General features: G+C 27.8%; 28 protein-coding genes and 5 tRNA genes. 5 read left to right on the forward strand and 28 right to left on the reverse strand.

Features of this window, described 5'->3' with window-relative positions; translation table 11 throughout:
- The 5 genes from H2277_RS06885 to H2277_RS06905 all read right to left on the reverse strand — a co-directional run.
- The coding region (locus tag H2277_RS06885; RefSeq protein WP_337201605.1) for a PDC sensor domain-containing protein at window positions 1–916 on the reverse strand (916 nt) is incomplete at its 3' end.
- Between the two features lie 634 nt (window positions 917–1,550).
- On the reverse strand, window positions 1,551–2,630 hold the full coding sequence (locus H2277_RS06890; protein ID WP_337201606.1) for a hypothetical protein: 1,080 nt from the start codon (window positions 2,628–2,630) through the stop codon (window positions 1,551–1,553).
- 510 nt (window positions 2,631–3,140) lie between these two features.
- On the reverse strand, window positions 3,141–3,425 hold the full coding sequence (locus H2277_RS06895; protein WP_337201607.1) for a type II toxin-antitoxin system RelE/ParE family toxin: 285 nt from the start codon (window positions 3,423–3,425) through the stop codon (window positions 3,141–3,143).
- Window positions 3,426–3,427: 2 nt separating this feature from the next.
- The gene (locus H2277_RS06900) at window positions 3,428–3,685 is read right to left on the reverse strand and encodes a hypothetical protein (RefSeq protein WP_337201608.1); all 258 of its coding nucleotides are present in this window, start codon (window positions 3,683–3,685) and stop codon (window positions 3,428–3,430) included.
- A gap of 1,363 nt (window positions 3,686–5,048) precedes the next feature.
- Window positions 5,049–5,324, reverse strand: a complete 276-nt coding sequence (locus H2277_RS06905; protein ID WP_337201609.1) for a hypothetical protein — start codon at window positions 5,322–5,324, stop codon at window positions 5,049–5,051.
- 244 nt (window positions 5,325–5,568) lie between these two features.
- Here H2277_RS06905 and H2277_RS06910 point away from each other — a divergent pair, with 244 nt between their 5' ends.
- Complete coding sequence (locus H2277_RS06910) at window positions 5,569–5,790, forward strand: helix-turn-helix transcriptional regulator (protein WP_337201610.1); 222 nt, start codon at window positions 5,569–5,571, stop codon at window positions 5,788–5,790.
- Between the two features lie 194 nt (window positions 5,791–5,984).
- On the opposite strand, the gene H2277_RS06915 is transcribed toward H2277_RS06910, so the two are convergent.
- The 19 genes from H2277_RS06915 to recA form a co-directional block, all read right to left on the reverse strand.
- Window positions 5,985–6,221, reverse strand: a complete 237-nt coding sequence (locus H2277_RS06915; RefSeq protein WP_337201611.1) for a transcriptional regulator — start codon at window positions 6,219–6,221, stop codon at window positions 5,985–5,987.
- 170 nt (window positions 6,222–6,391) lie between these two features.
- Complete coding sequence (locus H2277_RS06920; protein WP_337201612.1) at window positions 6,392–7,591, reverse strand: AAA family ATPase; 1,200 nt, start codon at window positions 7,589–7,591, stop codon at window positions 6,392–6,394.
- A complete protein-coding gene (locus H2277_RS06925) occupies window positions 7,588–8,703 on the reverse strand; it encodes a hypothetical protein (protein WP_337201613.1) in 1,116 nt (371 codons plus the stop codon). Before H2277_RS06925 ends, H2277_RS06920 begins: the two co-directional genes overlap by 4 nt.
- 1 nt (window position 8,704) lies before the next feature.
- Window positions 8,705–8,998, reverse strand: a complete 294-nt coding sequence (locus tag H2277_RS06930; RefSeq protein WP_337201614.1) for a hypothetical protein — start codon at window positions 8,996–8,998, stop codon at window positions 8,705–8,707.
- 10 nt (window positions 8,999–9,008) lie between these two features.
- Window positions 9,009–9,191, reverse strand: coding sequence for a helix-turn-helix domain-containing protein (locus H2277_RS06935; RefSeq protein ID WP_337201615.1), 183 nt, complete (start codon window positions 9,189–9,191; stop codon window positions 9,009–9,011).
- A gap of 533 nt (window positions 9,192–9,724) precedes the next feature.
- On the reverse strand, window positions 9,725–9,880 hold the full coding sequence (locus H2277_RS06940; protein ID WP_337201616.1) for a hypothetical protein: 156 nt from the start codon (window positions 9,878–9,880) through the stop codon (window positions 9,725–9,727).
- Between the two features lie 110 nt (window positions 9,881–9,990).
- Entirely contained in the window at window positions 9,991–10,140 is a 150-nt protein-coding gene (locus H2277_RS06945; protein ID WP_337201617.1) for a hypothetical protein, read from the reverse strand.
- Window positions 10,141–10,209: 69 nt separating this feature from the next.
- The gene (locus H2277_RS06950) at window positions 10,210–10,851 is read right to left on the reverse strand and encodes a hypothetical protein (RefSeq protein ID WP_337201618.1); all 642 of its coding nucleotides are present in this window, start codon (window positions 10,849–10,851) and stop codon (window positions 10,210–10,212) included.
- 1 nt (window position 10,852) lies between these two features.
- A complete protein-coding gene (locus H2277_RS06955; protein ID WP_337201619.1) occupies window positions 10,853–11,899 on the reverse strand; it encodes a site-specific integrase in 1,047 nt (348 codons plus the stop codon).
- A gap of 386 nt (window positions 11,900–12,285) precedes the next feature.
- Window positions 12,286–12,370: transfer RNA gene (locus H2277_RS06960), tRNA-Leu, on the reverse strand.
- Window positions 12,371–12,375: 5 nt separating this feature from the next.
- Window positions 12,376–12,452, reverse strand: a tRNA-Arg gene (locus H2277_RS06965).
- Window positions 12,453–12,461: 9 nt separating this feature from the next.
- Window positions 12,462–12,538: transfer RNA gene (locus H2277_RS06970), tRNA-Arg, on the reverse strand.
- Window positions 12,539–12,543: 5 nt separating this feature from the next.
- Window positions 12,544–12,620 (reverse strand) — tRNA-His (locus H2277_RS06975).
- A 16-nt stretch (window positions 12,621–12,636) separates the two neighbouring features.
- Window positions 12,637–12,714, reverse strand: a tRNA-Pro gene (locus tag H2277_RS06980).
- A gap of 49 nt (window positions 12,715–12,763) precedes the next feature.
- A complete protein-coding gene (locus H2277_RS06985; protein WP_337201640.1) occupies window positions 12,764–13,603 on the reverse strand; it encodes a DNA ligase in 840 nt (279 codons plus the stop codon).
- Window positions 13,603–14,259 (reverse strand): AMIN domain-containing protein, encoded by a 657-nt coding sequence (locus tag H2277_RS06990; protein ID WP_337201620.1) that lies wholly within the window; start codon window positions 14,257–14,259, stop codon window positions 13,603–13,605. The genes H2277_RS06985 and H2277_RS06990 overlap by 1 nt, the downstream gene beginning before the upstream one ends.
- Window positions 14,249–14,452 (reverse strand): hypothetical protein, encoded by a 204-nt coding sequence (locus tag H2277_RS06995; RefSeq protein ID WP_337201621.1) that lies wholly within the window; start codon window positions 14,450–14,452, stop codon window positions 14,249–14,251. Before H2277_RS06995 ends, H2277_RS06990 begins: the two co-directional genes overlap by 11 nt.
- Window positions 14,453–14,517: 65 nt before the next feature.
- Window positions 14,518–15,762, reverse strand: coding sequence for a phosphopyruvate hydratase (eno, locus tag H2277_RS07000; RefSeq protein ID WP_337201622.1), 1,245 nt, complete (start codon window positions 15,760–15,762; stop codon window positions 14,518–14,520).
- A 1-nt stretch (window position 15,763) separates the two neighbouring features.
- Window positions 15,764–16,792, reverse strand: a complete 1,029-nt coding sequence (recA, locus tag H2277_RS07005; RefSeq protein ID WP_337201623.1) for a recombinase RecA — start codon at window positions 16,790–16,792, stop codon at window positions 15,764–15,766.
- 135 nt (window positions 16,793–16,927) lie between these two features.
- Here recA and H2277_RS07010 point away from each other — a divergent pair, with 135 nt between their 5' ends.
- Genes H2277_RS07010 through H2277_RS07025 form a run of 4 tightly spaced genes read left to right on the forward strand, consistent with a single transcriptional unit; the run spans window position 16,928 to window position 19,053 of the window.
- Window positions 16,928–17,791, forward strand: a complete 864-nt coding sequence (locus H2277_RS07010; protein ID WP_337201624.1) for a menaquinone biosynthesis family protein — start codon at window positions 16,928–16,930, stop codon at window positions 17,789–17,791.
- Window positions 17,792–17,800: 9 nt separating this feature from the next.
- Window positions 17,801–18,070 carry a flagellar biosynthesis protein FliQ gene (gene fliQ / locus H2277_RS07015; protein WP_137623829.1) on the forward strand — a complete coding sequence of 90 codons (270 nt, stop codon included), beginning with the start codon at window positions 17,801–17,803 and terminating at the stop codon, window positions 18,068–18,070.
- Window positions 18,067–18,843: a UDP-N-acetylmuramate dehydrogenase gene (locus tag H2277_RS07020; protein ID WP_337201625.1), complete on the forward strand. Its 777-nt coding sequence runs from the start codon at window positions 18,067–18,069 to the stop codon at window positions 18,841–18,843. The genes fliQ and H2277_RS07020 overlap by 4 nt, the downstream gene beginning before the upstream one ends.
- A gap of 36 nt (window positions 18,844–18,879) precedes the next feature.
- The gene (locus tag H2277_RS07025) at window positions 18,880–19,053 is read left to right on the forward strand and encodes a hypothetical protein (RefSeq protein ID WP_337201626.1); all 174 of its coding nucleotides are present in this window, start codon (window positions 18,880–18,882) and stop codon (window positions 19,051–19,053) included.
- On the opposite strand, the gene H2277_RS07030 is transcribed toward H2277_RS07025, so the two are convergent.
- From H2277_RS07030 to H2277_RS07045, 4 genes are read right to left on the reverse strand one after another with little or no spacing between them, the layout of a single operon-like run.
- Window positions 19,043–19,804, reverse strand: a complete 762-nt coding sequence (locus H2277_RS07030) for a hypothetical protein (RefSeq protein WP_337201627.1) — start codon at window positions 19,802–19,804, stop codon at window positions 19,043–19,045. The two genes, H2277_RS07025 and H2277_RS07030, sit on opposite strands and share 11 nt — an antisense overlap.
- Before the next feature lie 16 nt (window positions 19,805–19,820).
- Complete coding sequence (locus tag H2277_RS07035) at window positions 19,821–20,585, reverse strand: inositol monophosphatase family protein (RefSeq protein WP_337201628.1); 765 nt, start codon at window positions 20,583–20,585, stop codon at window positions 19,821–19,823.
- Window positions 20,586–20,645: 60 nt separating this feature from the next.
- Window positions 20,646–21,821, reverse strand: a complete 1,176-nt coding sequence (locus H2277_RS07040) for a cation:proton antiporter (protein ID WP_337201629.1) — start codon at window positions 21,819–21,821, stop codon at window positions 20,646–20,648.
- Window positions 21,802–22,638: a biotin synthase gene (locus H2277_RS07045; RefSeq protein ID WP_337201630.1), complete on the reverse strand. Its 837-nt coding sequence runs from the start codon at window positions 22,636–22,638 to the stop codon at window positions 21,802–21,804. The genes H2277_RS07040 and H2277_RS07045 overlap by 20 nt, the downstream gene beginning before the upstream one ends.
- Window positions 22,639–22,666 lie beyond the last annotated feature (28 nt).

A 22,666-nucleotide genomic window follows, 5' to 3' on the forward strand; every position in this document is an offset into this window, starting at 1 on the left:
TTAGGATGAGGGCGATTAAGGTTGCAATGACACCAACAAGAGCTTGTTTGAAGAGGGTTTTTTTAACCGGTTCTGTAAAAAATTCATCTTGAGTTATTGTGCATACTCTAAATTTTGGATTAATTGTTGCGCTACACAATACCCTATAATCTTTTCCTTTGCTATCTGCAACTTTAAAAAGAGCATTTTCTTCTCTTGGGTTAAGATAATGGTTAGAATCAGAATTAATCACATTGGCAATATTTGTGCTTAATTGATTTTTTGTTAAAATCAGCTCCGGACGCTCATGAAACATAATTTCGCCCTCTGGACTATAAACTACAGCATAAGTGCTTATGGATTTTCCAAAAGCTAAAACATCTTTAGAAAATTGCCCTAAGCTATAATCACCACCAACAGCTCCTACAAAATTTCCATCTTTATAAATAGGTATTGCATAGGTTAAAACTGCTTTACCGTTAATATCTGATCTAGATGGGCCGCATACAGTTGCTTTGGTTGTGTTTTTGGCCTCTTTATACCATGCTATATTTTTAAGATTAAAGGCTTCAGAATCTAATATTTTTCTATCAGAGGTAAAAACTTTTCTTGAATTTTCAAAACCCAAGAAGATAAATTCAAAACCAAAGGCTTCTTTGAAAGATTCTAATAAAGTGAAAATTTCTTCATTGTCATCTTTATCTAGCCTCTTCTCAATTTCTTTAGCTAGAATTTCCATGGCAACCCGTCTGCTTTTTCCGTAATTATCAAATGTCATTACAACATCTTCTACGGTTTTTAACTGAGTATCTTCAAGTAATTCAAAAGTGTTATTTTTAGAATCAAAATAACTTATAGTGCTCGCAACAGCCAATACAATAACTATCAAAACACCTACACATAAAGTTAATTTTAATGATACACTACTTTTTTTCATCAATCCCTTCCTTTCACGGAAAACTTAATTTTTAAACTTCTCAAATTATTTTCCTTTTGTAATTAAAATAAAAATTGCAATTATATAGTAATAATTATTACATTTAATAATAAAAATTTGTAATGATAAAAATAAAAAATATTTTTTATATTGAAAATTTATGTATTTGCAGGAAATAAATTTAAAGAATTTAATTATTATTAAATAAATATTGTTAAAAAATGTATTTTACATTATAAATTTTTTAAAATAAACGATGATATTATAAATTCATTTTTTTAAGTATTGAATAATTTTAAAACAATAATCAATGCAAAAAAATCTAAGCGATAAATTTCGTTCTAATAAATTTTTTAAACCTCTATTTTTCAATAAAAATATAAAAAAGCTGCAAATTTTATTATCTTTTTGCACTTTAAATACCAAAATCATTTCCAAAGATTTTTGCGTAATTTTAAAACCAAAATAAATTATTACAATTAGCTATTTTTATTTTTTACAAATTTTGCAAAAATTTATCACACCAAACAATTTATTTTTGGATTTTTTGTTTAATTTTCAACATCAAAAAAAGCCGTAAAGGCTTAAATTGATTATATTTTGCGAGTTATTTTATATTTTTATTATCACAAAGCTATTTTTTAATGCTAGATATTATATCTAATGTAAGCAGTATGGATATATCTTCAGCGGTTTTAATAAATCTTTTATAGAAATAACTATTTTTATCTATTTTCAATTTATTTTTAGCCACAACCTTTTTGTAATTATTTATATATTTATCTAAAATAATTTTATAAATAGTCTCAAATTTGGCGTTATTTATTATATTAGGATTTTTTTCATCTAACGAATCAACATCTATACTATTTTTTACAAGGTAGCTCATTACATCTTTTTTCATTTTATATATATAATTTACAAAAGTAATAAATTTGATAAAACCAAACAATGTTATACACTCGTCATTAAGCGTATATATATTTAATCTATCGTCTTTAATATCTTTTTTTATATCATAATGTCCTATAATCTTAATATAGCTTGGCTTAAATAGGTTAAATTTAAAAATAACTATACTAAAATATCCTGCTATATTTAATACTATCCTGCCATCATTTAACGAAGATATTTCAATATCATCTGCTAACTCGCTACAATAAATACACAACAAGCAAATGATACTTTCTATATTGTTTTTAACGTGATTATCTAGCCTTAAATTCTCATATTTTTTCAACATTGATTTTAATTTATGAGTTCTGTTTATTAGCTTATTAAATTCACTTCTATCAATATTCACATAATCCAAGCCGTTATAATCTGGGTTAAAATACGGTATTCTAGTATTGATAAGATTGTTATAAGACTCATTTACAAACATAATATCCGATGAAATACTATCATACCAAATATACTCGGTAAATTTAATAGCCGGGTGATTTAATTTAAACACTTTAAAAAAATTCAAAGTGTAATAAAACCCTTGTATCGAAGATACTCCTTGATAATTATTTAATTCTATAGCAGGTATTTTTGGATTTATAAAGTTTATAAATGTTGTACTAGATACAATATCATATTCGGTAAGAGTTCTTTCTCTGTCGTTATTAAATAAAATTCTTATTAAATACAATATAAAACTATTGTATTCACTTGATGCTTCTTTTTTGATATTAAATATATCTTTTAAGCTCACAGGTATTTTTTTCATAACTTTCCTTTTTAACATTCATCACAAAATTAATTATTATTCAATGTGTATTTTAGCATATATTTATTGTTTTTACTTTTAATAAAAATTTTAATAAGCTATTTTTATTTGATTAATATTATCATGGTTAAAAATGAAAAAAATAAAGTGGTGCGGATGAAAGGACTTGAAATATATAATTAAAAATAAATTACTATTTTATAATATTTATATAATGGTTACCTTTATTAAGTTACCTTTTATGTGTATAAAAATATTTAAATTTATTCTTGAAAACTTAAATGAATTTTGAAAAGTTCAGTTTTCAAACTTTTTATATTAATATAGCTATCAAATCCCTATTTTATAGTATTTTTAAAAAATTTAATTAAGGTATTTTTAAAGTCGTTTAAGTTCATTTAGCTTAAATGGAATGTTTCACGGATTTTTTCTTTAAGTTTTCTTGTTTTTTTGCTCTTTTTTGGTGCTAAACTTAAACGCATTTTTTGCAAAAGCTTAAAAAGTAATTTTTTAAAAGTTTGGTAGGTTTTCTTTGTAAATACCTAAGATAATAATTAAATCTTGCTCTTTGTCTATTTTGTAAGGTATTACATAGCCTTTAAATATAAAATCTCTTACATTCTCATCATCAAAGGCTAAAGACTTTCTAAACTTATAAGGCATAAATGAAAGCTCATCAATACGCTTTAAAAGCTCATCCCTAAAATAAAAAGCTTTTTTCTTGCTATCTCTTGTAATAAACTCTATTATATTACAAAGGCTATTTAAAAATAAATCATCATAAATAACATTCATTTTTAAGCCCTATTTATTATTTTATCGGTTATGCTTTTTACCTCTTTAAGTGTGTATAGCTTAGCTCTACCATTTTCATAATCGCTTAAAGCCTTATGTAGTTCTTGTTTTGTTTCTTGCCAACTTTTACCGCTCTCATATTCAGCTAAAGCATTTTCATAATTATTACTTTCTAGCTCATAGCTTATATTCATCTCTTTTAAAATATCTAAAAGCTTGTTTATTTCTTGCTCTTTTGCTTTTATTGTTATGGTTTGCATAGTTTTTCCTTTACTGGCTCATTATTTAGTTATTATAACTCATTTTATTTTATAAGCCTTTAAAAAGATTTATTTTTTCTTTTTAATACTTTGACCAAAGCTAGATAAATTAAACTTAATTGTGACTATTTAAACCTAGTGACCTAACTTTTAATTGGCTCATCTTTTTAAGTAGTATTTTATATAAAATCCCTAAATTTAGTCCTCTTCTCCGTGTCAGGTTTTCTTAATATAAGCTTAAAATTATAATCTCTAACTAGTATTTAGAAGTTCTTTTTTTATATTAAATGATATTGATTGATTAACACAATTACGCCATAAATCAAAAAACTAAGCCTTAATAATATCTTTTTATCACTTCAAAATAAAATCGTTTTAAATGCGTTTTTCGTTTTATGGGTATCTCCAACTTTGGATACACCTACTAAAATAAATACGCAAAATCCACTTTTGGATTTAAAAAGGGGTATACTCAAAATTGAAGTCACCCCTTGTTTATCGTTTTACCTTTTCTTAATTATGACTTAGATATTAAAATATTTCTCTCTATAATCTCTTTAGCCTTTAAAAGTAAATTGATAAAAAATATCATAAATTATTATAATATTATAAATAAAATCTCTTGTGAAACATTTTTTTATAAAAAGCAATTATACATCAATTATACATCAATTATACATCAATTATACATCAATTATACATCAATTATACACAATTATACATTTGCCCTGTATAATTGATTGAAAAGCCTATATATTAATGGTTTGCTCGTGTTTTATCTCAAAAGGTGCGTATAATTGATTATAACGCTTATTTTACCATACTTTAAAGCAATTTATCTTATCAATTATACATCTTATTATATTTCTAGCATTTTTTTATAAAAATTTTCATTTTTTAAGGCATTTAGACCTTTTATGTATAATTGAGACTTATAAATGCTTCAAATATCTATAAAATAGGTATTTGCTTCAATTATACGCCTATTTTTAGCAAAAATGCCTTTAATGCTCTATTTTACTTATATTTAATCAATTATACAGGGCAAATGTATAATTGTGTATAATTGAAGTATAATTGATAAAAGCTTTAAAAATGTTTCACGGATAAAAAAAGATAAAATTATAAAATAATAAATGATATTTTTTATCAAAATAATAAGAATAAAAATAAGTTAAATTAAAATTATTTTTTTAAGAGTTTTTATTTTTTTATTACAAGCCTTTAAGAAAAATATTTTTATTTTCAGTAGTTAATTTTTTGTCGATTGATGAGATATGATTTTATAAGGAGTAGATATTATTTATTTTTTATAATTTAATTTTTAAAGGCAAAGGTAATTCCCTACGCCTTATTTTTTTTCTTATTTTTCCTTTTTAAGCAATTCTTTTAATATTGCCTCTTCTTGTAAGTTATGTATCTTCTCAAGCTCTTTAAAGCTAAATTCTTTTCCTAACTCATCTTTTATAATACCCTTATAGGTGCTTTCACGATTGCTTGTATTATAAAGGCAGTTATCTTGTTCTATGATAGTTTCTTTTATCTTATCAAGCATTATAAATAATAAATCCTTTACGCTTTCGATATCCGCTTCACTATCAAACATATTACAAGTTTTAGTGCTTCCATCATTTTCCAAATCGTTTAAAAACAAGTCTAGGATATATTTAAATCCATTTATTTGCTATCTAAGCAACTCATTCTACAATATTCTACGTTTTCCATTTTGTAAGCCTCCTTTGATTAAAAACAAAATACAAATGTATTTATTTTATTCTATAATTATATATATTTATATTTATAAATAACTTAATTAAAATATATTTGTATTTAAAATCAAATTGTGTGATATAATTTTATATTTAAAATAGTATGGAGTAGCTATGTTAAGTAAAGAAGAATTTAAAAAATTGATGAGTAATGCGAATTTATCAAAAAAAGAATTTGCGGAAAAATTGGACGTAAGTTACAATGCTATAAATGGCTGGGGGACTAACGGAAGAGATTATCCTTATTGGGTAAAATCTTGGCTTGAAAACTATATAAAAGCTAAAAGTTATGAGGAATTAAAAAACAAAGTTTTCGAAATTGAAAATATAAAATAAATTATGTTTTCCATTTTGTAAGCCTCCTTTGATTAAAAAAAACAAATATTATTTATTTTTGTATAATTATTTTACAAATATTATTTATTAAAAGTCAAGTAATTTTATAAAAAATATTTATTTTATAAAAAATAATTACAAATAATATTTATTTTAATAGATTGAAAAGATAAACAACCAAACAAAAAAATTAGTTAAGAAAGTAAAGTTTTTATAGCGTTTTTAAGTGTTTCTGTATTTTGAAGTTGTTTTTTAAGTTCTAAAGTTTCTAAATAAAGTTCAATAGCTTTTTTTAACGGGGTGCTTAACTCTTCATTACTTTTATTCGCCATAGTATTTAAGCTATCACCATTATACCCTATCAACTCCCCTAATTGCTTATAGGTTAGTCCTAATTCTTTACAAGTTTTTTTAATGATATTTTCATTCATTACTTATCCTTAAGTCTTATAAAAACTTCTTTAATTTGTTTGTCTTTTAGTAAGTCTTTTAATGAGTTTCTTACCTTTGCTCTTTGTTCTGGTGTTTTTAATTTGCTTTGCATGGTTTTCTTCCTTTTTTAAAATATTATACTAACAATAACTTTAAAATTAAGTTTTACTTATTCGCTAAATAAAGTTTGCTCTGCTTCTACCTCTACGCCGTTAATGATGGTTTTACTCTCTTTCAAAGACATATAGTATTTAAAAGGTTTTCCGCCTGTTTCTCTTTGCTTTTCTATTATATTATAATGTATTCCTTTTCCATTTTCAAGTTTTTTAAGTGTGCGATTATCTGTTTTGGATTTTCCTAAAAGCTCTAATAAATCGCTTTGTAAAACTTCACCTTTTCTCTCTATAATCTCTTTAGCCTTTAAAAGTAAATCCGTATCATTTTCTTTCATGGCTCTTTCTATTTGCAAATCAAGTGTTTTTAAATCTATACTTACATTAAGATTGTAAGGTAAAAAATTTCTTGCTTTCTTTGTTATTATGGTTAAATTTAGATTGTCGCCATCATTATTGCTTGTGTGTATTTTAAAAAGGTTATCGGTAGCATTTAAAAAATTCACTCCACCCATAAATTCACTTTCTGCACTCTTTCCTTTATGATGTATAAATAAAAATGTAACTCCGCCTTTGTGGCTTATTCTTTTAATGGTTTTCATAAATTCAGCCACTTTCTTATTGTCATTCATATCGCCATTAAAAAAATTAAAAAGACTATCAAAAACTATAAAAGTTTTATCTAATTTTTGTTCTTTTACTAATAATTCTAAGTAATTATTAGTAATAAGATTAAAATCAATTTCTAGCTCTTGATTATCAATTTCTAGTGCGTTGCTAGTTTGTATATAATTAAAATCGGGATAATCCAAAAAATAAAAATCTTCTATTTTCATAGTTTGTTTAATCCTACTTTTAATAGTCATTTTGCTATTATCGCTATCAAAATAAATTATTTTTCTAATCTTGTTTGTCTCTAATAATTTTTTACAAATAGCAAAACTTAAAAATGTTTTTCCTTTGTTGGCCTCACTTGTTATAAAACTTATACTGCCTTCATCTAAAAAATCATCTAGTAAAATATTAAAATTTATATTTTCCAAATCTTTACCCCTTAACGCAAAACTCGTTAAATCTATAAAGGAATATTTGCCTTTACTTTGATTTTTTTGTATAATTTTACGTGGATTGTGAAATGCATTATCTAGTTTTTCTACTTCATAAAATTTCTTAAAATCAAGTTCTTGATTATTTTCATTTGCTTGATTTTCTTTTGTGTTTTTTATATCTTTAATTTTTTTATCAATATCTATCATTTTACAACCTTTAAAAATAAATTCATTTTTTTAATAAAATAGCTTTTAAAATGCTTTTCCATATAAGCAAAGAAATTGCTAAAATTTTCATTATTTTTTTGAAAATCTTGTCTTAATTCTTTCATTAAAAAAGCTAAAAAATCTACAAAATCAGCGTTCTTTTCCTCATCAAAATTAAAAACACAATAACCTTTCTTTAAAGGCATTAATTGGATAAGCTCTCTTAAAAATCCTAAATTAGCCTCAAAAGAACTTTTATCATTTTCAACTATAAAAACTATTCTTTTATTATCGATAAGGTTTAAAAGCTCATTTTTTTGCTCGTGCAAGTGTATATTTTTCATCATGCTATCACTTTGAAAACAAATCGCATTTAAACCCAACAACTCGCTTGTAATTATTTCTTTTATGCCGCTAAAGATAAAGCAATAATCTTTTAGCAATCCCTTTTCTTTAGCTTTTATAAGTTTTATAAACTTATTACTACTACCCTTTATTTTAAACCATTTAACAGGCTCACCATTAAAGTTCTTTTCTCTTATAGCTATACTTTTAATTATGTCCTTATCTCTTAAGATAAAAGCCAAACTTTTATCGTCTTTTGAAAATGCAAAATATTCTTTTAAAGTGCTCTCAAACTCATCATCTTTTAAAAAGTTTAATTTGCAAAAATGCATAAAAAATCTAAAATCACTAAAAAAAGCTTTTTCTAAAGCACGACACCTTATAAACTCTTCATTAGCTAAATTAAAGTTAGCCTGTAAAGAATAAGCCATATTTTTTAAATAGCTATTATCTTTTAAAGGCTCTTTTTGTAGTTTAAAGCTACCCTCTTTGTTCGTGGATACATTGCAAAAATTACTAAAAATTTCTAATGCTTCTTTGATATTTACATTTTCTTTGAAAGCTATAAAATCCACAATATCACCACTAAAACTACCGTTAAAATCAGTAATTAAACAAGTATTAGTTTTTATTTTAAGGCTTTTATTATGCCTTTCATTTCCTGCTTTGTCAAACTCCAACCCATAGCGAAAAGATAAAAAATTAACTATAGAATGATAATTTTTTATATACGCTTTTACCTCATCATTAAAAAGGCTTACATTCATTTTAAACCTTTAATTTATTTTTTAAGGTCTCATAGGTTGCCTTACAAACATTTAAAATAATTTGCCTTTTTAGTTCTTTTTTGATGAAAGTATTCTTTTTAAGAAAAAGTTTTTTATTACTTTCTAAAATTGCTAAAAGCTCTTTTATTTCTCTTTCAAAGTCTGGTAATTTTTGCAAAATTTGTATTTTTTTCTCAAGTAAATTAAAAATTTCAAAGTCAAAGTATCTAAATCTAGTATTAAATATAAAACATAATTCGCTTTTTAAATATTCTAAGGCTTGTTTATTATTCATAACTACCGCCTTAATTTATAGCATGGCGTCTAAACCATTCATCAAGTTTAGTTTTTTCATAAAATATTTTTTTACCTATTTTAATATAGGGAATTTTTTTATCCATTCTATATTTGTTTTGTGTATGTTTGCCTATATTGTAAAGTATGCTTACTTCTTGTATGGTTAAAAAATCTTTGTTAGTGTTTTCCATTTTGTCTCCTTTTTAATCTTATTAATGGAATTAATAAAGCCTTTAAAAAGGAATTGGTAAGTTTAATTTTAATACAATTCTTTTTAAGGGCTTAAACTCAAGCTCTTAATTTAAAAATTGGTGCGTTTTAATTGTGTCGCCAAACAAAGAATTAAAACGCACTATCTAAAAAGCCTTTTAAAGCTTTTTTAAATTACAAAAATATTATTTAAATATTTTGAAGTATTTTAGCAGTTTTGAAGATTTTTTGCCTTAATTAAAAAATGAACTTTCTTATTATTTCGGACGTTACATATTATTTCAAATTATTTCAGCTATTTTGATTTTTTTATATAGTTTTAAGATTTCTAGTTTCTAACCTTAAAAAATGAGTGAAAATTTATAATTTTTTTGAAATTTTTTAGTAATTTTATCTTGATTATGTGATAAAGCTTTATATTTTTAATGCTAAAACCTCATCATTTTCATTTCTAACCCTTTAATACTTTATTGCTATAATAGAAAAGCATTACAACCCTAATTCTTCATACAAATCACTTGCTGAAATTGTTTTTACCACTTGCTAAATATTCTTTGTAAGCTTTTAATTCATAATCGTTTAAAATACTTGCCTTGCTCTTTGCTATTTTAGCCATTGCTTTAATAGCATTTGCAAAATCATCGCTTACATTTTCTAAAATCAAATTCATTTTTAACTCCTTAAAAATTCTTAATACATTAATTAACAAAACCTATAAAATCAATACTCTACCATTTCAAGTTTTCTTAAATATAGCTTAAATATTGCATAAAATATTATTTAATTTTGTATAGGTTCAGGGATAAATTCATTACTAACTAAAGCCTCTTCTAAATAATACGCAAAAGCATTTTTTAAATCTTCTATTGCTTCGTTAGGTGTTTTGCCATCTCCAGCCATTAAAACAAAAATCGCCTTAAATGTTTTCAAAGCCGTTCAATGTATTTTATGTTTTATTAAGTGTTTATATTTTATAATTACTTCACATTCAAGGGGGGCTCAACCCCTAGTAAAATAATCTAGCAAATCTTTATTTATCAAACAAATTAAATCATCTAAAAAGTATTCTATGTTTTCTGGCATTAAACCTATATTCGTTCCTTTTTCTTTGGTGCTTATGCGTGGATATAACTTATTATCGACTTTATTTATCTTTAAAAGATTTTCAAAATGGCACGTCCTGTTTCTTAAAGTATGCAATAAATTCAAAATAATATTAACTTTATCTATATTGTCAAAACCTTGTTTTGTATTTTCATAAATAAAAAAGTTCCTATTACTACTGCTATATTTTCTAAAATCAAAAGTCTTTAAGTTAAAAATCTTGTTTTGCACTTTATATTCTCTTATTAAACCAGCAACCGCCCCTAGGCTAAGACGCGATAATATTTGATGATGTTCTAAATTTTCTTTATCTTTAATTTCATTTATTTTTGCCAATAAAAAAGGATTGCCGCTTGTCTTTATCCATTCTTGATTATCTAAACTTATTTCATAATCTAAAGCATTTCTTAGATAAATTTCAAGTATTGCTATTTTTGGTATTATTTTAGATATTAGCTTTAAATTCTCAAAATGTTCGTTTATGCTTTGATAATGTTCTAGTCTTTTCTTTGAAAAGATAAATTCCAAATCGCACATTTTATTTTTTTCCTTGTAATTCTTTTAAAGCTTCATTAGCTTTTTGACTTGCCTTAAGGGTGTCGTTGGTTGCGTAAATGTTTATAGTGCTTAAATCTCTATGTCCTAAAGTTCCACTAATGACCGCAGGATTAACCCCACTTTGCAATAATAGGGTAGCTTTTATATGTCTTGAAAAATGCGGCGTCCATTCTTTTACACCGCTAAGTTCTCTTATTTTGGCTTCTTGTCTTGCTAAATTTGTTATTTTTTTACCTGTGATACTAGAAATAAAAATCAAACCCTTATCTTGTTTAACCTCATCTTTTAAAGCTTTTAATGCCTTGTAGCATTCCTCATCTAAGGCGTGTTCTTGTGCTTCTCCGTTTTTTGTTTTTGGTAGGAATATAGTTTTTCTTTCTAAATCTACATTTTGCCAAAGTAGGCTTAAAACTTCGTCCCTACGTCTTCCACTATGTATAAGTAAGAATAAAGCCTTATAAAGTAAATTATCTTTGTATAACTCTAAAATTGTATTCAAAATAGCATTATACTTGCCTTTTGGATTGATAACAAGCTTTTTATTTTTAACCTTGTCAAGCTTTAAACCAGTTGTAACATTTTCATTAATCCACTTATTTTTTATAGCGTATTTAATCATAGGGCTTAGCACTTCTTTAATAACCCTATTGTATGTTTTTGGTTCCAATCCTTTATTTTTCATATTGTTATAGAACTCTTGCACCTTATATAATGTAAGCTCGTCCAAATGTATATCCCCTAAAGGTTCTAAAATATGATTATTGAAAATGCTTATTAAATTTCTAATATGTCCCTTGTGTTGCTCGTTTAATTCTCTAACGTTGTAATTTGTTTTCATAAATACTTCAAAAAGGTTTTTTAATAAAATGCCAGAGTTTAAAGCATAGCCAGTGGTAAAAAGCTTTTTAAATTCGTTTTCATACTCTTTTGCTCTATTTAATGCTATTCTTATATACTCATTTTCGTTCCACGTAGGGCGTAAGGGGATTGTAAAGGCGTGTTGTTTTTCTTTACCGCCGTTTTGCATTCTAAATAAAAAGGCGTTTATTTTATCTTTATGTCTTTTTAAATGTGTTCCTTTTCCTATAAGTATATTATAATTTTTCTATTAACTGCCACTTTTAACCTTGTTATTTTGTTATATTATAGCGTATTTCAAAGTATTATAAACTTAATAAAATTATTATAGGTTACCTTTGGTTTAAGGTTAAAGTGAAATTTACCTTTTTTACCGCTAAACTTAAACGGAATAAAAGGACTATTTTTTGACTATCCTTTCAACCGGTTATTATTAAAAGTTACCTGCTAAAAGGTTACCTTTTTTAAATATTTTGAAATGGTATAAAGGGATTTTAATGGCTTCAAGATATTTTAAGTAAAAATCGTCAAACTATGGTAAAATAGAGCTTAGAGTGGTGCGGATGAAAGGACTTGAACCTTCACGCATTGCTGCACCAGATCCTAAGTCTGGCGTGTCTGCCAATTTCACCACATCCGCAAAAGTGGTACGCTCAAGAGGATTCGAACCTCTGACCTACGGCTTAGAAGGCCGTTGCTCTATCCAGCTGAGCTATGAACGCATAAAAGGTTGGTACGCCCGATAGGAATCGAACCCATAACCTACAGATCCGAAGTCTGTCGCTCTATCCAGTTGAGCTACGGGCGCTCTGATGGGGTGAGTGATGGGAATCGAACCCACGACCCTCAGGACCACAATCTGATGCTCTAACCGACTGAGCTACACTCACCATTTTATAATTAAAATGGTCGGGGTGAAAGGATTCGAACCTTCGGCCCCTTGGTCCCAAACCAAGTGCGCTAACCAGACTGCGCTACACCCCGAATTTAAAAACTAGTATTCTATCAAAAAAGAAACCATAAGTCAAGAAATTTATTCTCTAATGCGTAAAAAAACTGGAAAACGTGGAAGTGAATTTTTAGTTAATCCGCTGAATTTGTAAGTAATAATAGTTCCTATAGAAGGTGGATTTTTTCTATCTTTATCCTTTAAACCACTACCTATTTTAATAATTTTATTATCTGTTGTTTTACATATTAAAGCACCGACTTGATTTTCAAATTTTCCTTTGCCTTTTGTATAGCCGATCACTTGACATTCTGCATCGTTATAGGGTTTTAATTTCAAAGCTTGTTTGCTTCTGCCTCTTTCATAAGGATTTAAATTTTTGCGTATGACTACACCTTCGCCTTTGTTTTTTACAATATTCTCATAAAATTCATTTAAATGTTTTTCATTTTCAATAGGAATTTGTGGAATGATTTTTATATATGGATTGGGATTTTTTTGTAAATATTTTTGCAAAACTTGAAGTCTGTTTTCAAGACTACAAGGATTGAGATTAAATTCTTCACAAGCTTTAGGCATGTCAAAAACATTATAGCTGACTTTTTTCCATAAATTTGCATCTGGGTGTGTTGTTCTTATAAGAGAAGAGATTAAATCAAATTGATTTCTATTTATCCAAAGCTCCCCATCAAGAGCGAAAGGAGGAAAATTCTTCATAAAAAAAGCTGGAGGCATTATGGTTTGATTTTTTCGAGTTTTTAAAGATTTTCCGTCCCAAATTCCACGAACACCATCGAGCTTTTCACTCATTACATATTCATGCAAATTTTTATTTTGAAAATCCTGCTTATTAAATTGAGTCAAAAGCAAGATTTCATCAGCAAAAACAAAAGAAGAAAGGCAAATTAAAAGAAAAAATCTAATCAAGATAAATGAACCATATATCCTGTAGAATCTTTTTGTATTTCATAATTATACACACCATCAAGATAAATCACTAGTCTATAATATCCTTTATGAGATCCAAAATCTATACGTTTAAATATAGAATTTTTAAGGCGTATGTTTTTAGTCGGATAAATTACTGTGGATTTAAAATCGATAATAATCTTACTAGGATTACCCACTGAAAAATCGCTAATAAGATCATCTTGAGTATTTAATTTGATTTTATTTTTATAAACAGTATAAGATATAAAATCATAAATTTTTGCAATTTGCAAAGGGATATCAACCTCGGTTGTTTTATTGGTTTCTTGACCGGTATTTTGCGGTATAGTAACAGAAACATCTAGAATTTTTGAAGGCTCTGGAGTTTTAGAATGTGTTAAAACATAAGAATCGTGCCAATTGATGCTTTTATTAATATCAACGTTGAATTTATCTTCACTACCATCTGCTTTAACATAATGAAAAGTGACACTTTTTAAAATCCTCGCATCAGAATTAAATTTAAAACTTCTCTCTTGAAATTCTTGTGGCACAATCATTTTTTCTTTTTTTTCCACTTTAAAAGGGTTTTCATCGGCATTTAAAAAAGATGTAAAAATTAAAAATATTGTCAAAATTCTAATTTTCATTTGGATACAATCCTTTTAATTCAAAATAATCTTTTTGGGCTTTGGCATTTTGCTTTTTAAGCAAAGATATTTGTTTGGTTAAGTCTTCTTTAGTAGCCTCTAAAGAAAGCAAAGTATCTAAGGAATATTGTCCAAAAAGCATATTCCCAAAATAAATCGCCCCAATAATAACCAATAAAGTCCAACAAAACATTTTTACAATATGAACATAAAAGCCCTTCTTTTTGGTGCTTTCGTCATATTCTTTTAATAAATCACTCAGAGTTTCTCTCCTAAATACTCATCATTATCTAACTCTATTTCAAGCAAACGATTATATTTTGCAGTTCTTTCCCCACGCGCTAAAGCACCGGTTTTAATTTGCCCTGTATTTAAAGCAACTGCAAAATCAGCAATAAAAGTGTCTTCGCTTTCTCCGCTTCTATGAGACATAATGCATTTATAATTATTTCTTTGAGCTAAACGCACTGTTTTCATTGTTTGGGTAATAGTACCAATTTGATTTGGCTTTATTAAAACAGCATTAGCCATTTTTTTAACAATACCTTCTCGCAAAATATCTTCATTGGTAACAAACAAATCATCCCCAACAAGTTGAATTTTATCTCCTAATTTTTGAGTGAGTTTGATCCATCCATCAAAATCATTTTCAGCTAAACCATCTTCGATGCTAAAAATAGGATATTTTGAGCAAAGTTCAATGTATTTTTCAATCAAATCATCACTAGAAAGAATTTTACCCTCTATGTGATATTTTCCATCTTTAAAAAATTCAGTACTTGCTATATCTAAGGCTAGTTTAATATTTTTTTCATATCCAGTTTTTTTAATACATGTCATTAAAAGCTCTAAAGCTTCTTCATTGCTAGATAAATTTGGAGCAAAACCACCTTCATCTCCTAAAGCTGTAGAATACCCAAGACTTGCTAATTCTTTTTTCAAATTAGCATAAATTTCACAAACCGATCTTAAAGCCTCTTTAAAACTTGAAAAACCAAAGGGCATAATCATAAATTCTTGAAAATCTATATTATTATTTGCGTGGGCGCCTCCATTGATAATATTACACATTGGAACAGGCAAAATGCTTGCATTAACTCCGCCCAAATAACGATACAAAGGGATATTTAAAGAATTAGCAGCAGCACGCGCTAAAGCCATAGAAACACCCAAAGTCGCATTGGCTCCAATTTTAGAATAATTATTTGTCCCATCAAGCTCTTTTAACACCTCATCAAGTTGGGTTTGATTGTAAGCATCAAGACCTATAATATTTTCAGCGATAATTTCATTCACGTTTGAAATAGCGTTTAAAACGCCTTTCCCAAAAAACCTTTCATCGTTATCACGCAATTCCAAAGCCTCTTTTGAACCAGTGCTTGCACCACTTGGAACTATAGCAGATCCCACACTCCCATCATTGAGCATAATCTCGGTTTTAAGAGTGGGGTTACCTCTACTGTCTAAAACTTCAAAAGCTCTTACATCTTCAATCAATAACATCTCAATCCTCTTCATCGTTTTCAGAGGCACTGATCATACCTTCAACGCCTATAGAATTTTGGATTTCTTTTGTAATCTCCTCAGCTACTTCAGGATTTTCTTTTAAAAATGCTTTTGAATTTTCTCTACCTTGTCCTAATTTTTTATCTTTATAAGAAAACCAAGCCCCACTTTTATCGACAATATCAAGTTTAACACCGTAATCGATCAACTCACCTTCACGACTCAAGCCTTCTCCAAACATCACATCAAATTCAGCTTGTCTAAATGGAGGAGCCACTTTATTTTTAACTACCTTCACTTTAACGCGGTTTCCTATAACCTCTTCACTTTGCTTTAAACTTGCTACTTTTCTAACATCTAAACGCACAGAAGCATAAAATTTAAGTGCATTTCCTCCAGTTGTTGTTTCTGGTGTTCCATAACCCATAGCACCTATTTTCATACGAATTTGATTGATGAAAATAACTGTTGTATTCATTTTATGTACAATACCGGTAAGTTTTCTTAAGGCTTGTGACATCAATCTTGCTTGAAGACCCACATGCTGATCTCCCATATCGCCTTCAATTTCCGCTTTTGGTGTTAAAGCAGCCACACTATCAACAACGATAAGATCAATAGCACCGCTTCTAGCGATAGTCTCTACAATTTCCAATGCTTGTTCGCCAAAATCAGGTTGAGAGATATAAAGATTATCCGTATCAACGCCTAAATTTCTAGCATATTTAACATCCAATGCATGTTCTGCATCGATAAAAGCACAAATTCCACCTGCTTTTTGACATTCTGCGATAATATGAAGAGTAAGGGTTGTTTTACCAGAACTCTCAGGACCATAAATTTCAATAATTCTTCCTTTAGGCACACCTCCTATACCCAAAGCAAGATCTAAGCCAACCGATCCGGTGCTTATACTATCTATTTGCTCAACCTCTTTATCTCCTAACCTTAAAATTGTTCCTTTTCCAAAAGCTTTATCAAGGCTTTTTAAGGCTGCATCTAAAGATTTTTTCTTATTGTCGTCCATTATATTCCTTAAAAAATTTTAATTTAAGAATTCTACAAAATAAAATTAAATAATGTTTTATTTTTATAAATTTTTAAATGAAATTTTATAAAATAATTTATTCGATAAAAAATTTAATCAAGGTTAAACCACACAATGAAAAAAACGATAACAGTCGCACACTCTCCCGATGCTGATGATATATTTATGTTTATGGCAATTCACTTTGGTTGGGTGGGCAATCATTTTAATTACAAAAACACCGCTTTAGATATACAAACCCTTAATGAATTTGCCTTAAAAAATGAATTTGATGCTACAGCTATTTCTTTTGGGCTTTATCCATTAATCGCCAAAGAATACGCTCTTTTACGCACAGCAGTAAGCTTTGGACAAGGCTATGGGCCTAAATTGATTAAGAAGAAAAATGTTCAATTAAAAAGGAATTTTAAAGTCGCTCTTAGTGGAGCTAATACAACCAATGCTTTAATTTTCCGTATGAAATATCCTGAAGCTAGAATTATTTATAAAAACTTTTTAGATATTGAAAATTCGGTTTTAAGTGGAGAAGTAGATGCTGGGATATTGATCCATGAAAGTATTTTAGATTTTGATCAAAATCTTTGTCTAGAAGCTGAAATTTGGGATATATGGCTAGAACTAGCCAAAGAAAATTTACCCTTGCCTTTAGGCGGAATGGCTTTACGCAGATCTTTACCTTTAAACGATGCTATTAAAATCGAAAAAGATTTAACTCTTGCAGTAAAAATCGCTGATTCAAATCGCCAAATTATAGCTCCAATGTTACTAGAAAGAAATCTTATTCGCGTGGATAAAGACAAGCTTGATACTTATCTTAATCTTTATGCAAATAAAAATTCGATTAGTATGGATGAAACACAATTTAAAGCCATTGATACCTTATTTAAATTAGGATATGATTATAAATTTTATGATAAGATTATAAATGTAAATGATTATCTCATACCTAGCGAATATGAACAAGCAAGAAATTCTTAAGGGGAAAACATGGATGAAGGTACTTTAGTTGGATTAGGGGTTCAAACTTTTAAAATCACACTTTTATTATCTTTACCTATGCTTTTAGCAGGTTTGATTGCGGGTTTGATTATCAGTATATTTCAAGCGACAACACAAATCAATGAAATGACGCTTTCTTTTGTGCCTAAAATCATTTTAGTGGTTATTGTAATTATCTTCTTAATGCCTTGGATGACAACTACAATGATTGATTTTACTCAAAACATTCTCAATCAAATTCCAACTTTTATTAAATGATTATTGATTTTAAAAAATATTCATCTATTCGCATAGGCGATAAATTTGAAGTTCAAATTTTAGATAAAATCAGCAATTTTGAAGGTTTTTTAATAGGAGGGGCTAATAATTTACTCATAAGCCCTAAGCCAAAAAATATAGGAATTTTAGGTGAAAAATTTGATTTCATTGAAATTCTAGATCAAAAATCGGATTTTTTATATCTTCGTATAGGATGCAAAACTAATTCTAGAAAAATATATAATTTTGCCAAACAAAATAATCTTTGCGGCTTTGAATACCTCAGTAAAATTCCTGGCACCTTAGGAGGACTTTTGAAAATGAATGCGGGGCTTAAAGGAGAATGCATCAGTCAAAATTTAATTAAAATCGCCACTTCAAAAGGTGAAATTTTACGTGAAAATATCGATTTTGATTATAGATTTTGTCCTTTAAAAATGCCTTTTTTTTGGGCGGAATTTAAATTAGAATTTGGTTTTGATCATACAAAAGATGAAGCTTTAAAAAATGCTAGAAATAATCAACCTAGCGGGGCAAGTTTTGGATCTATTTTTAAAAATCCCCAAGGAGATTTTGCTGGACGCTTGATTGAAGCGGTTGGCTTAAAGGGTTTTAGCAAAGGCGATGCAATGCTAAGCGATAAACACGCTAATTTTCTCATTAATAAAAAAAATGCAAGTTATGAAGATGCGATCTTTTTGATCGAACTAGCAAGAAAAAAAGTTTTTGAAGAATTTGGAATCATGCTAGAAAATGAAGTTATTATCATTTAATTTTTTGTTCTTATTAATTTAAACACAGGAAAAAATATGCAAATTTATATTAATTTAGAAGAGATGAATAAATGGCAAATTAAAGACGAACTTAGAAAAATCTTATCTCAGCTTGATCCTATAAGTGCACATGAAATAGTAAAAGAATTAAGAGAGGAATTTTTAAGTATAGAAGAATTGCAAGAAAAAATTAAAAACATTAATGCATAAGCGTTAATGTTTTTACTTCCCTAAGGATAACTTCTGATAACATTTTAGGCATTTGATCTATGACGTTTTGATAATTTTTGCTTGAATTTTTAGGATCAAGTGTAAAATTTAATTTCACATTTTTTGCTTTAAGAATTTTACCGCTACTTAAAGAAATAATCTTGAAATTGATTTTAGCAACAGCATCTTTAGTTACAGTTATAAAATAGTTTGTGGTATTGACATAAAAATCATCCAAATTAACTACGATAAGATAATCTATAAATTTAGCATAAATTTTATTTTTATCTCTCTCATGTTTTAAAAAAGGGCTAACATTGATCAGTTTAGCATCTTTAGGGCTAAATCTTGATAAAATTTTAGAACTTTGATACAAACCATTTGCTACAGAATTTGCAAAATTTAGATTTAAAGCATCGATCAATCTTTTAGAAAATAAAGTTGAAAAGTCTCTAGCTTCAACTCTAAGTCCATCGGATAGATACCCAAAATTTCTTCTAAAGCTTAAAACGATAGCAAAATCTTTATCTTTATCCTTGATTAAAGCAGGTTTTTTTTCAATCAAACTTGAACTATCAAAAACAGCTTTTTGATTGTCTAAACTAGAATTAATTGGATTTTGTCCAAGATCTATCAATTCAAAATTATCTTCACTTGGCTTTAGCTTAATAATCTTTTTTTGCGACAAATCATTAGCAAAAAGATTAAAATTTAAAAACAAACTTATAAATAAAATAAAAACTAATCTCATTGATAATCCTTGATTATTATAAAAAATCTTTCAAAAAACTTTTTTTAGAAACGCATATAAAAAATTGCGATCTATGCTCTAAAGGACTATAAGGAATTAAATTTTGATCCAACATCCCCATAAAACCACCATTTAAATTGACCAAAAAATCTCCCGCTGCTATATCCCAAATATTTAGCCTCTCAAGGCGTCTATAAATTCCTGCTTTGCCTTCTAAAATAGCACAAAATTTAAGCCCAGAGCCAATATTAACAGCCTCTAATTTATGTTTTTGTGCGAATTCTAAATCTGTTTTGCTTAAATGGTTTACACTCAATAAGGCTTTAAACTGATTATCTTTAAACTGCTTTTCATCTACATTTAAAAGATTATCATTTTTATAAACTTTACTTTCTTTGTGCCCATAATAAATATCTTCAGTCGATGGATTTTTAATAAGCGATAAAATAGGCCTATTCTCATGAATCAAAGAAATCATGATGCAAAATTCATCCAAGCCTTTTAAAAATCCACTAGTGCCATCAAGTGGATCGATAAGCCAAAAAGTTTGCAAATTTTCACTCTCTTTTTGGCTTAGAATTTTTTCTTCAGATAAAACCTTTATATCTGTTTTTCCTAAAATATCATTTAAAATTTGATCGGATGCTAAATCAGCTGAAGTTAAAGCCGAGCCATCTTCTTTTTTCCAATCTTTTAAATTTTTTCGCTCTTGCATAATAGCCTTAGAAGCTTTATTTGCCGCTTCAATAGCAAGTTCTAACCAATAATCTAAGCGCATCATTTTTCCTTAAAATTTAAAACTTTAATCCAATATTAGCCAAAATATTCCAACAAACAAAAATCACTTCTTGATATTTGAAATAAATTTAATCGCACTCATTACCAAAATAGCCTCAAACAAAGCTGTTAATATCAGTGCTGAATAAATTTCTTGATCAAGCACTTTTGCAGAATATCCTAATGTAGCTGTTGCAATCAACAAAGTTAAGGGCATAGAATGACTCAATCCAAATAAAACCATATTTTTAAAACCTATCGTTGTTGCAAAAACACTCGCACATAAAATTCTTAATCCCACCATTACAAGCATCAACAAAATAGCTTTTAAAACGATATGATAATTTAAAATCATCGATAAATCAAAAGTTGAACCCGTATAAACAAAAAAAATCGGAATTAAAAAACCATAACCAAAAGTTGAAATTTTAGACTCTAAATCTTTTTTATGACCTAAAAAAGTCGCGATAAAAGATCCCGCGATAAAAGATCCTAAAACAATTTCAAGTTTTGCAATAATCATAGCAACGATAATTAAAATAAAAATTGCCATACAAAATCTAATATCTTTTTCATTTTTATCTTCCCAGGGCATAAGAACGATTTTGAGTTGAGGATACCACCAAAAAAGAACACCAAGAAATTTAAAAATCAAAAAGCAAAGACTTAAAAAGATGGTAAGATATAAAATGCTTTGCGCTACATCTACAATTGTCGTTTGCTCTTGCAAAAATGCCCCAGCTATCGTTAAAAGAACTATGGAAATAACCTCAGCTAAGGTTGCGACTATCATGGCTATATTTAACCAATCGCACTCTTTTCCAAAATCCTTGTAAAGTAAAGACAAAAGCCCTACACTCATAACAGGAATAATCAAAACAAAGACAAAAGAAAGTTTAAAAATCCATACAATCAGTAAAGATAAAACATAAAGTAAGATAATATATAAAAAGCTTTTTTTGATGATCTCTTTATCAAGGCTAAAAAAAGTTCTTAAATTTATTTCCATACCTGCAATAAACATAAGATAATAAAAACCCACATTAGCTAAAATAGAAAAATTTTCACTCTTTCCGATAAAACCAAAATAAGCCACAATCGATCCTAAAATAATTTCAGTGGCTGAAATTGGCAAACGTAAAATTTTAGCAATATGTGGAGAAAATAATAAACAAAGTGCTATAACTATAAGAATTTTTAAGTCAATTAAACCTTGCGTATCAATGACATTGTGATGCAAATGTAAATCCCATCTTTTTTAACTCGACTATATCACGACTAGGTTCTTCTCCTTTTGTCGTAAGATAATCTCCTATAACAATAGCACCTGCACCCGCTTTAAAAATTTCATATTGTCTTTCACCTAAAACAATCTCTCTTCCGCCTGCAATCATAATTACAGTTTGCGGCAAAGCCTCTTTAGTATCACTGATAATTTTTAAAGCTTCATCAGCATCCAATTTAGGAGCTTTTAAATTTAAATTATCATTAGCGATAAAAAAATTTATTGGGCTTGAAAAAGGTTGTAATTCTTGTAAAGATTTTCTTAGGCTTATCCTATCTTCAAAACTTTCACCCATACCATAAATTCCACCACAACAAAGCATAAGCCCTGCTTCTTTAGCATTAAGATTAGTTTGAAAGCGACTCTCCCAAGTATGTGTGGTGCAAATTTGAGGAAAAAATTCTTTAGAGGTTTCAAGATTGTGATTATAAGAAAAAATTCCCGCTTTTTTTAATTCTTTAAGTTGCTCCACACTGGCCATACCATTACAAGCTATAAGGAGTAAATCGGGAACTTCTTTTTTAACCGCCATCGCAGCTTCACAAACATATTCTAATTTTTCATCATCAAGTCCAAGTCCAGCGGTTACTAAACAAAATCCTAAAGCCTCATTTTTCTTAGCAATTTTAGCCTCTAAAATAATTTGAGAAATTTCTTTACGTCTATATTTTTGAATATCTGTTTTTACATAAGCACTTTGAGTGCAATATTTGCAATCTTCTGAGCAATTTCCGCTTGCTATATTAGAAATAGCACAAAGCATGATTTGCATCGTTTCTCCTATTTAACAATTAAAACTC

The organism is Campylobacter sp. W0014, assembly GCF_020135975.1.
Lineage (GTDB): Bacteria > Campylobacterota > Campylobacteria > Campylobacterales > Campylobacteraceae > Campylobacter_D.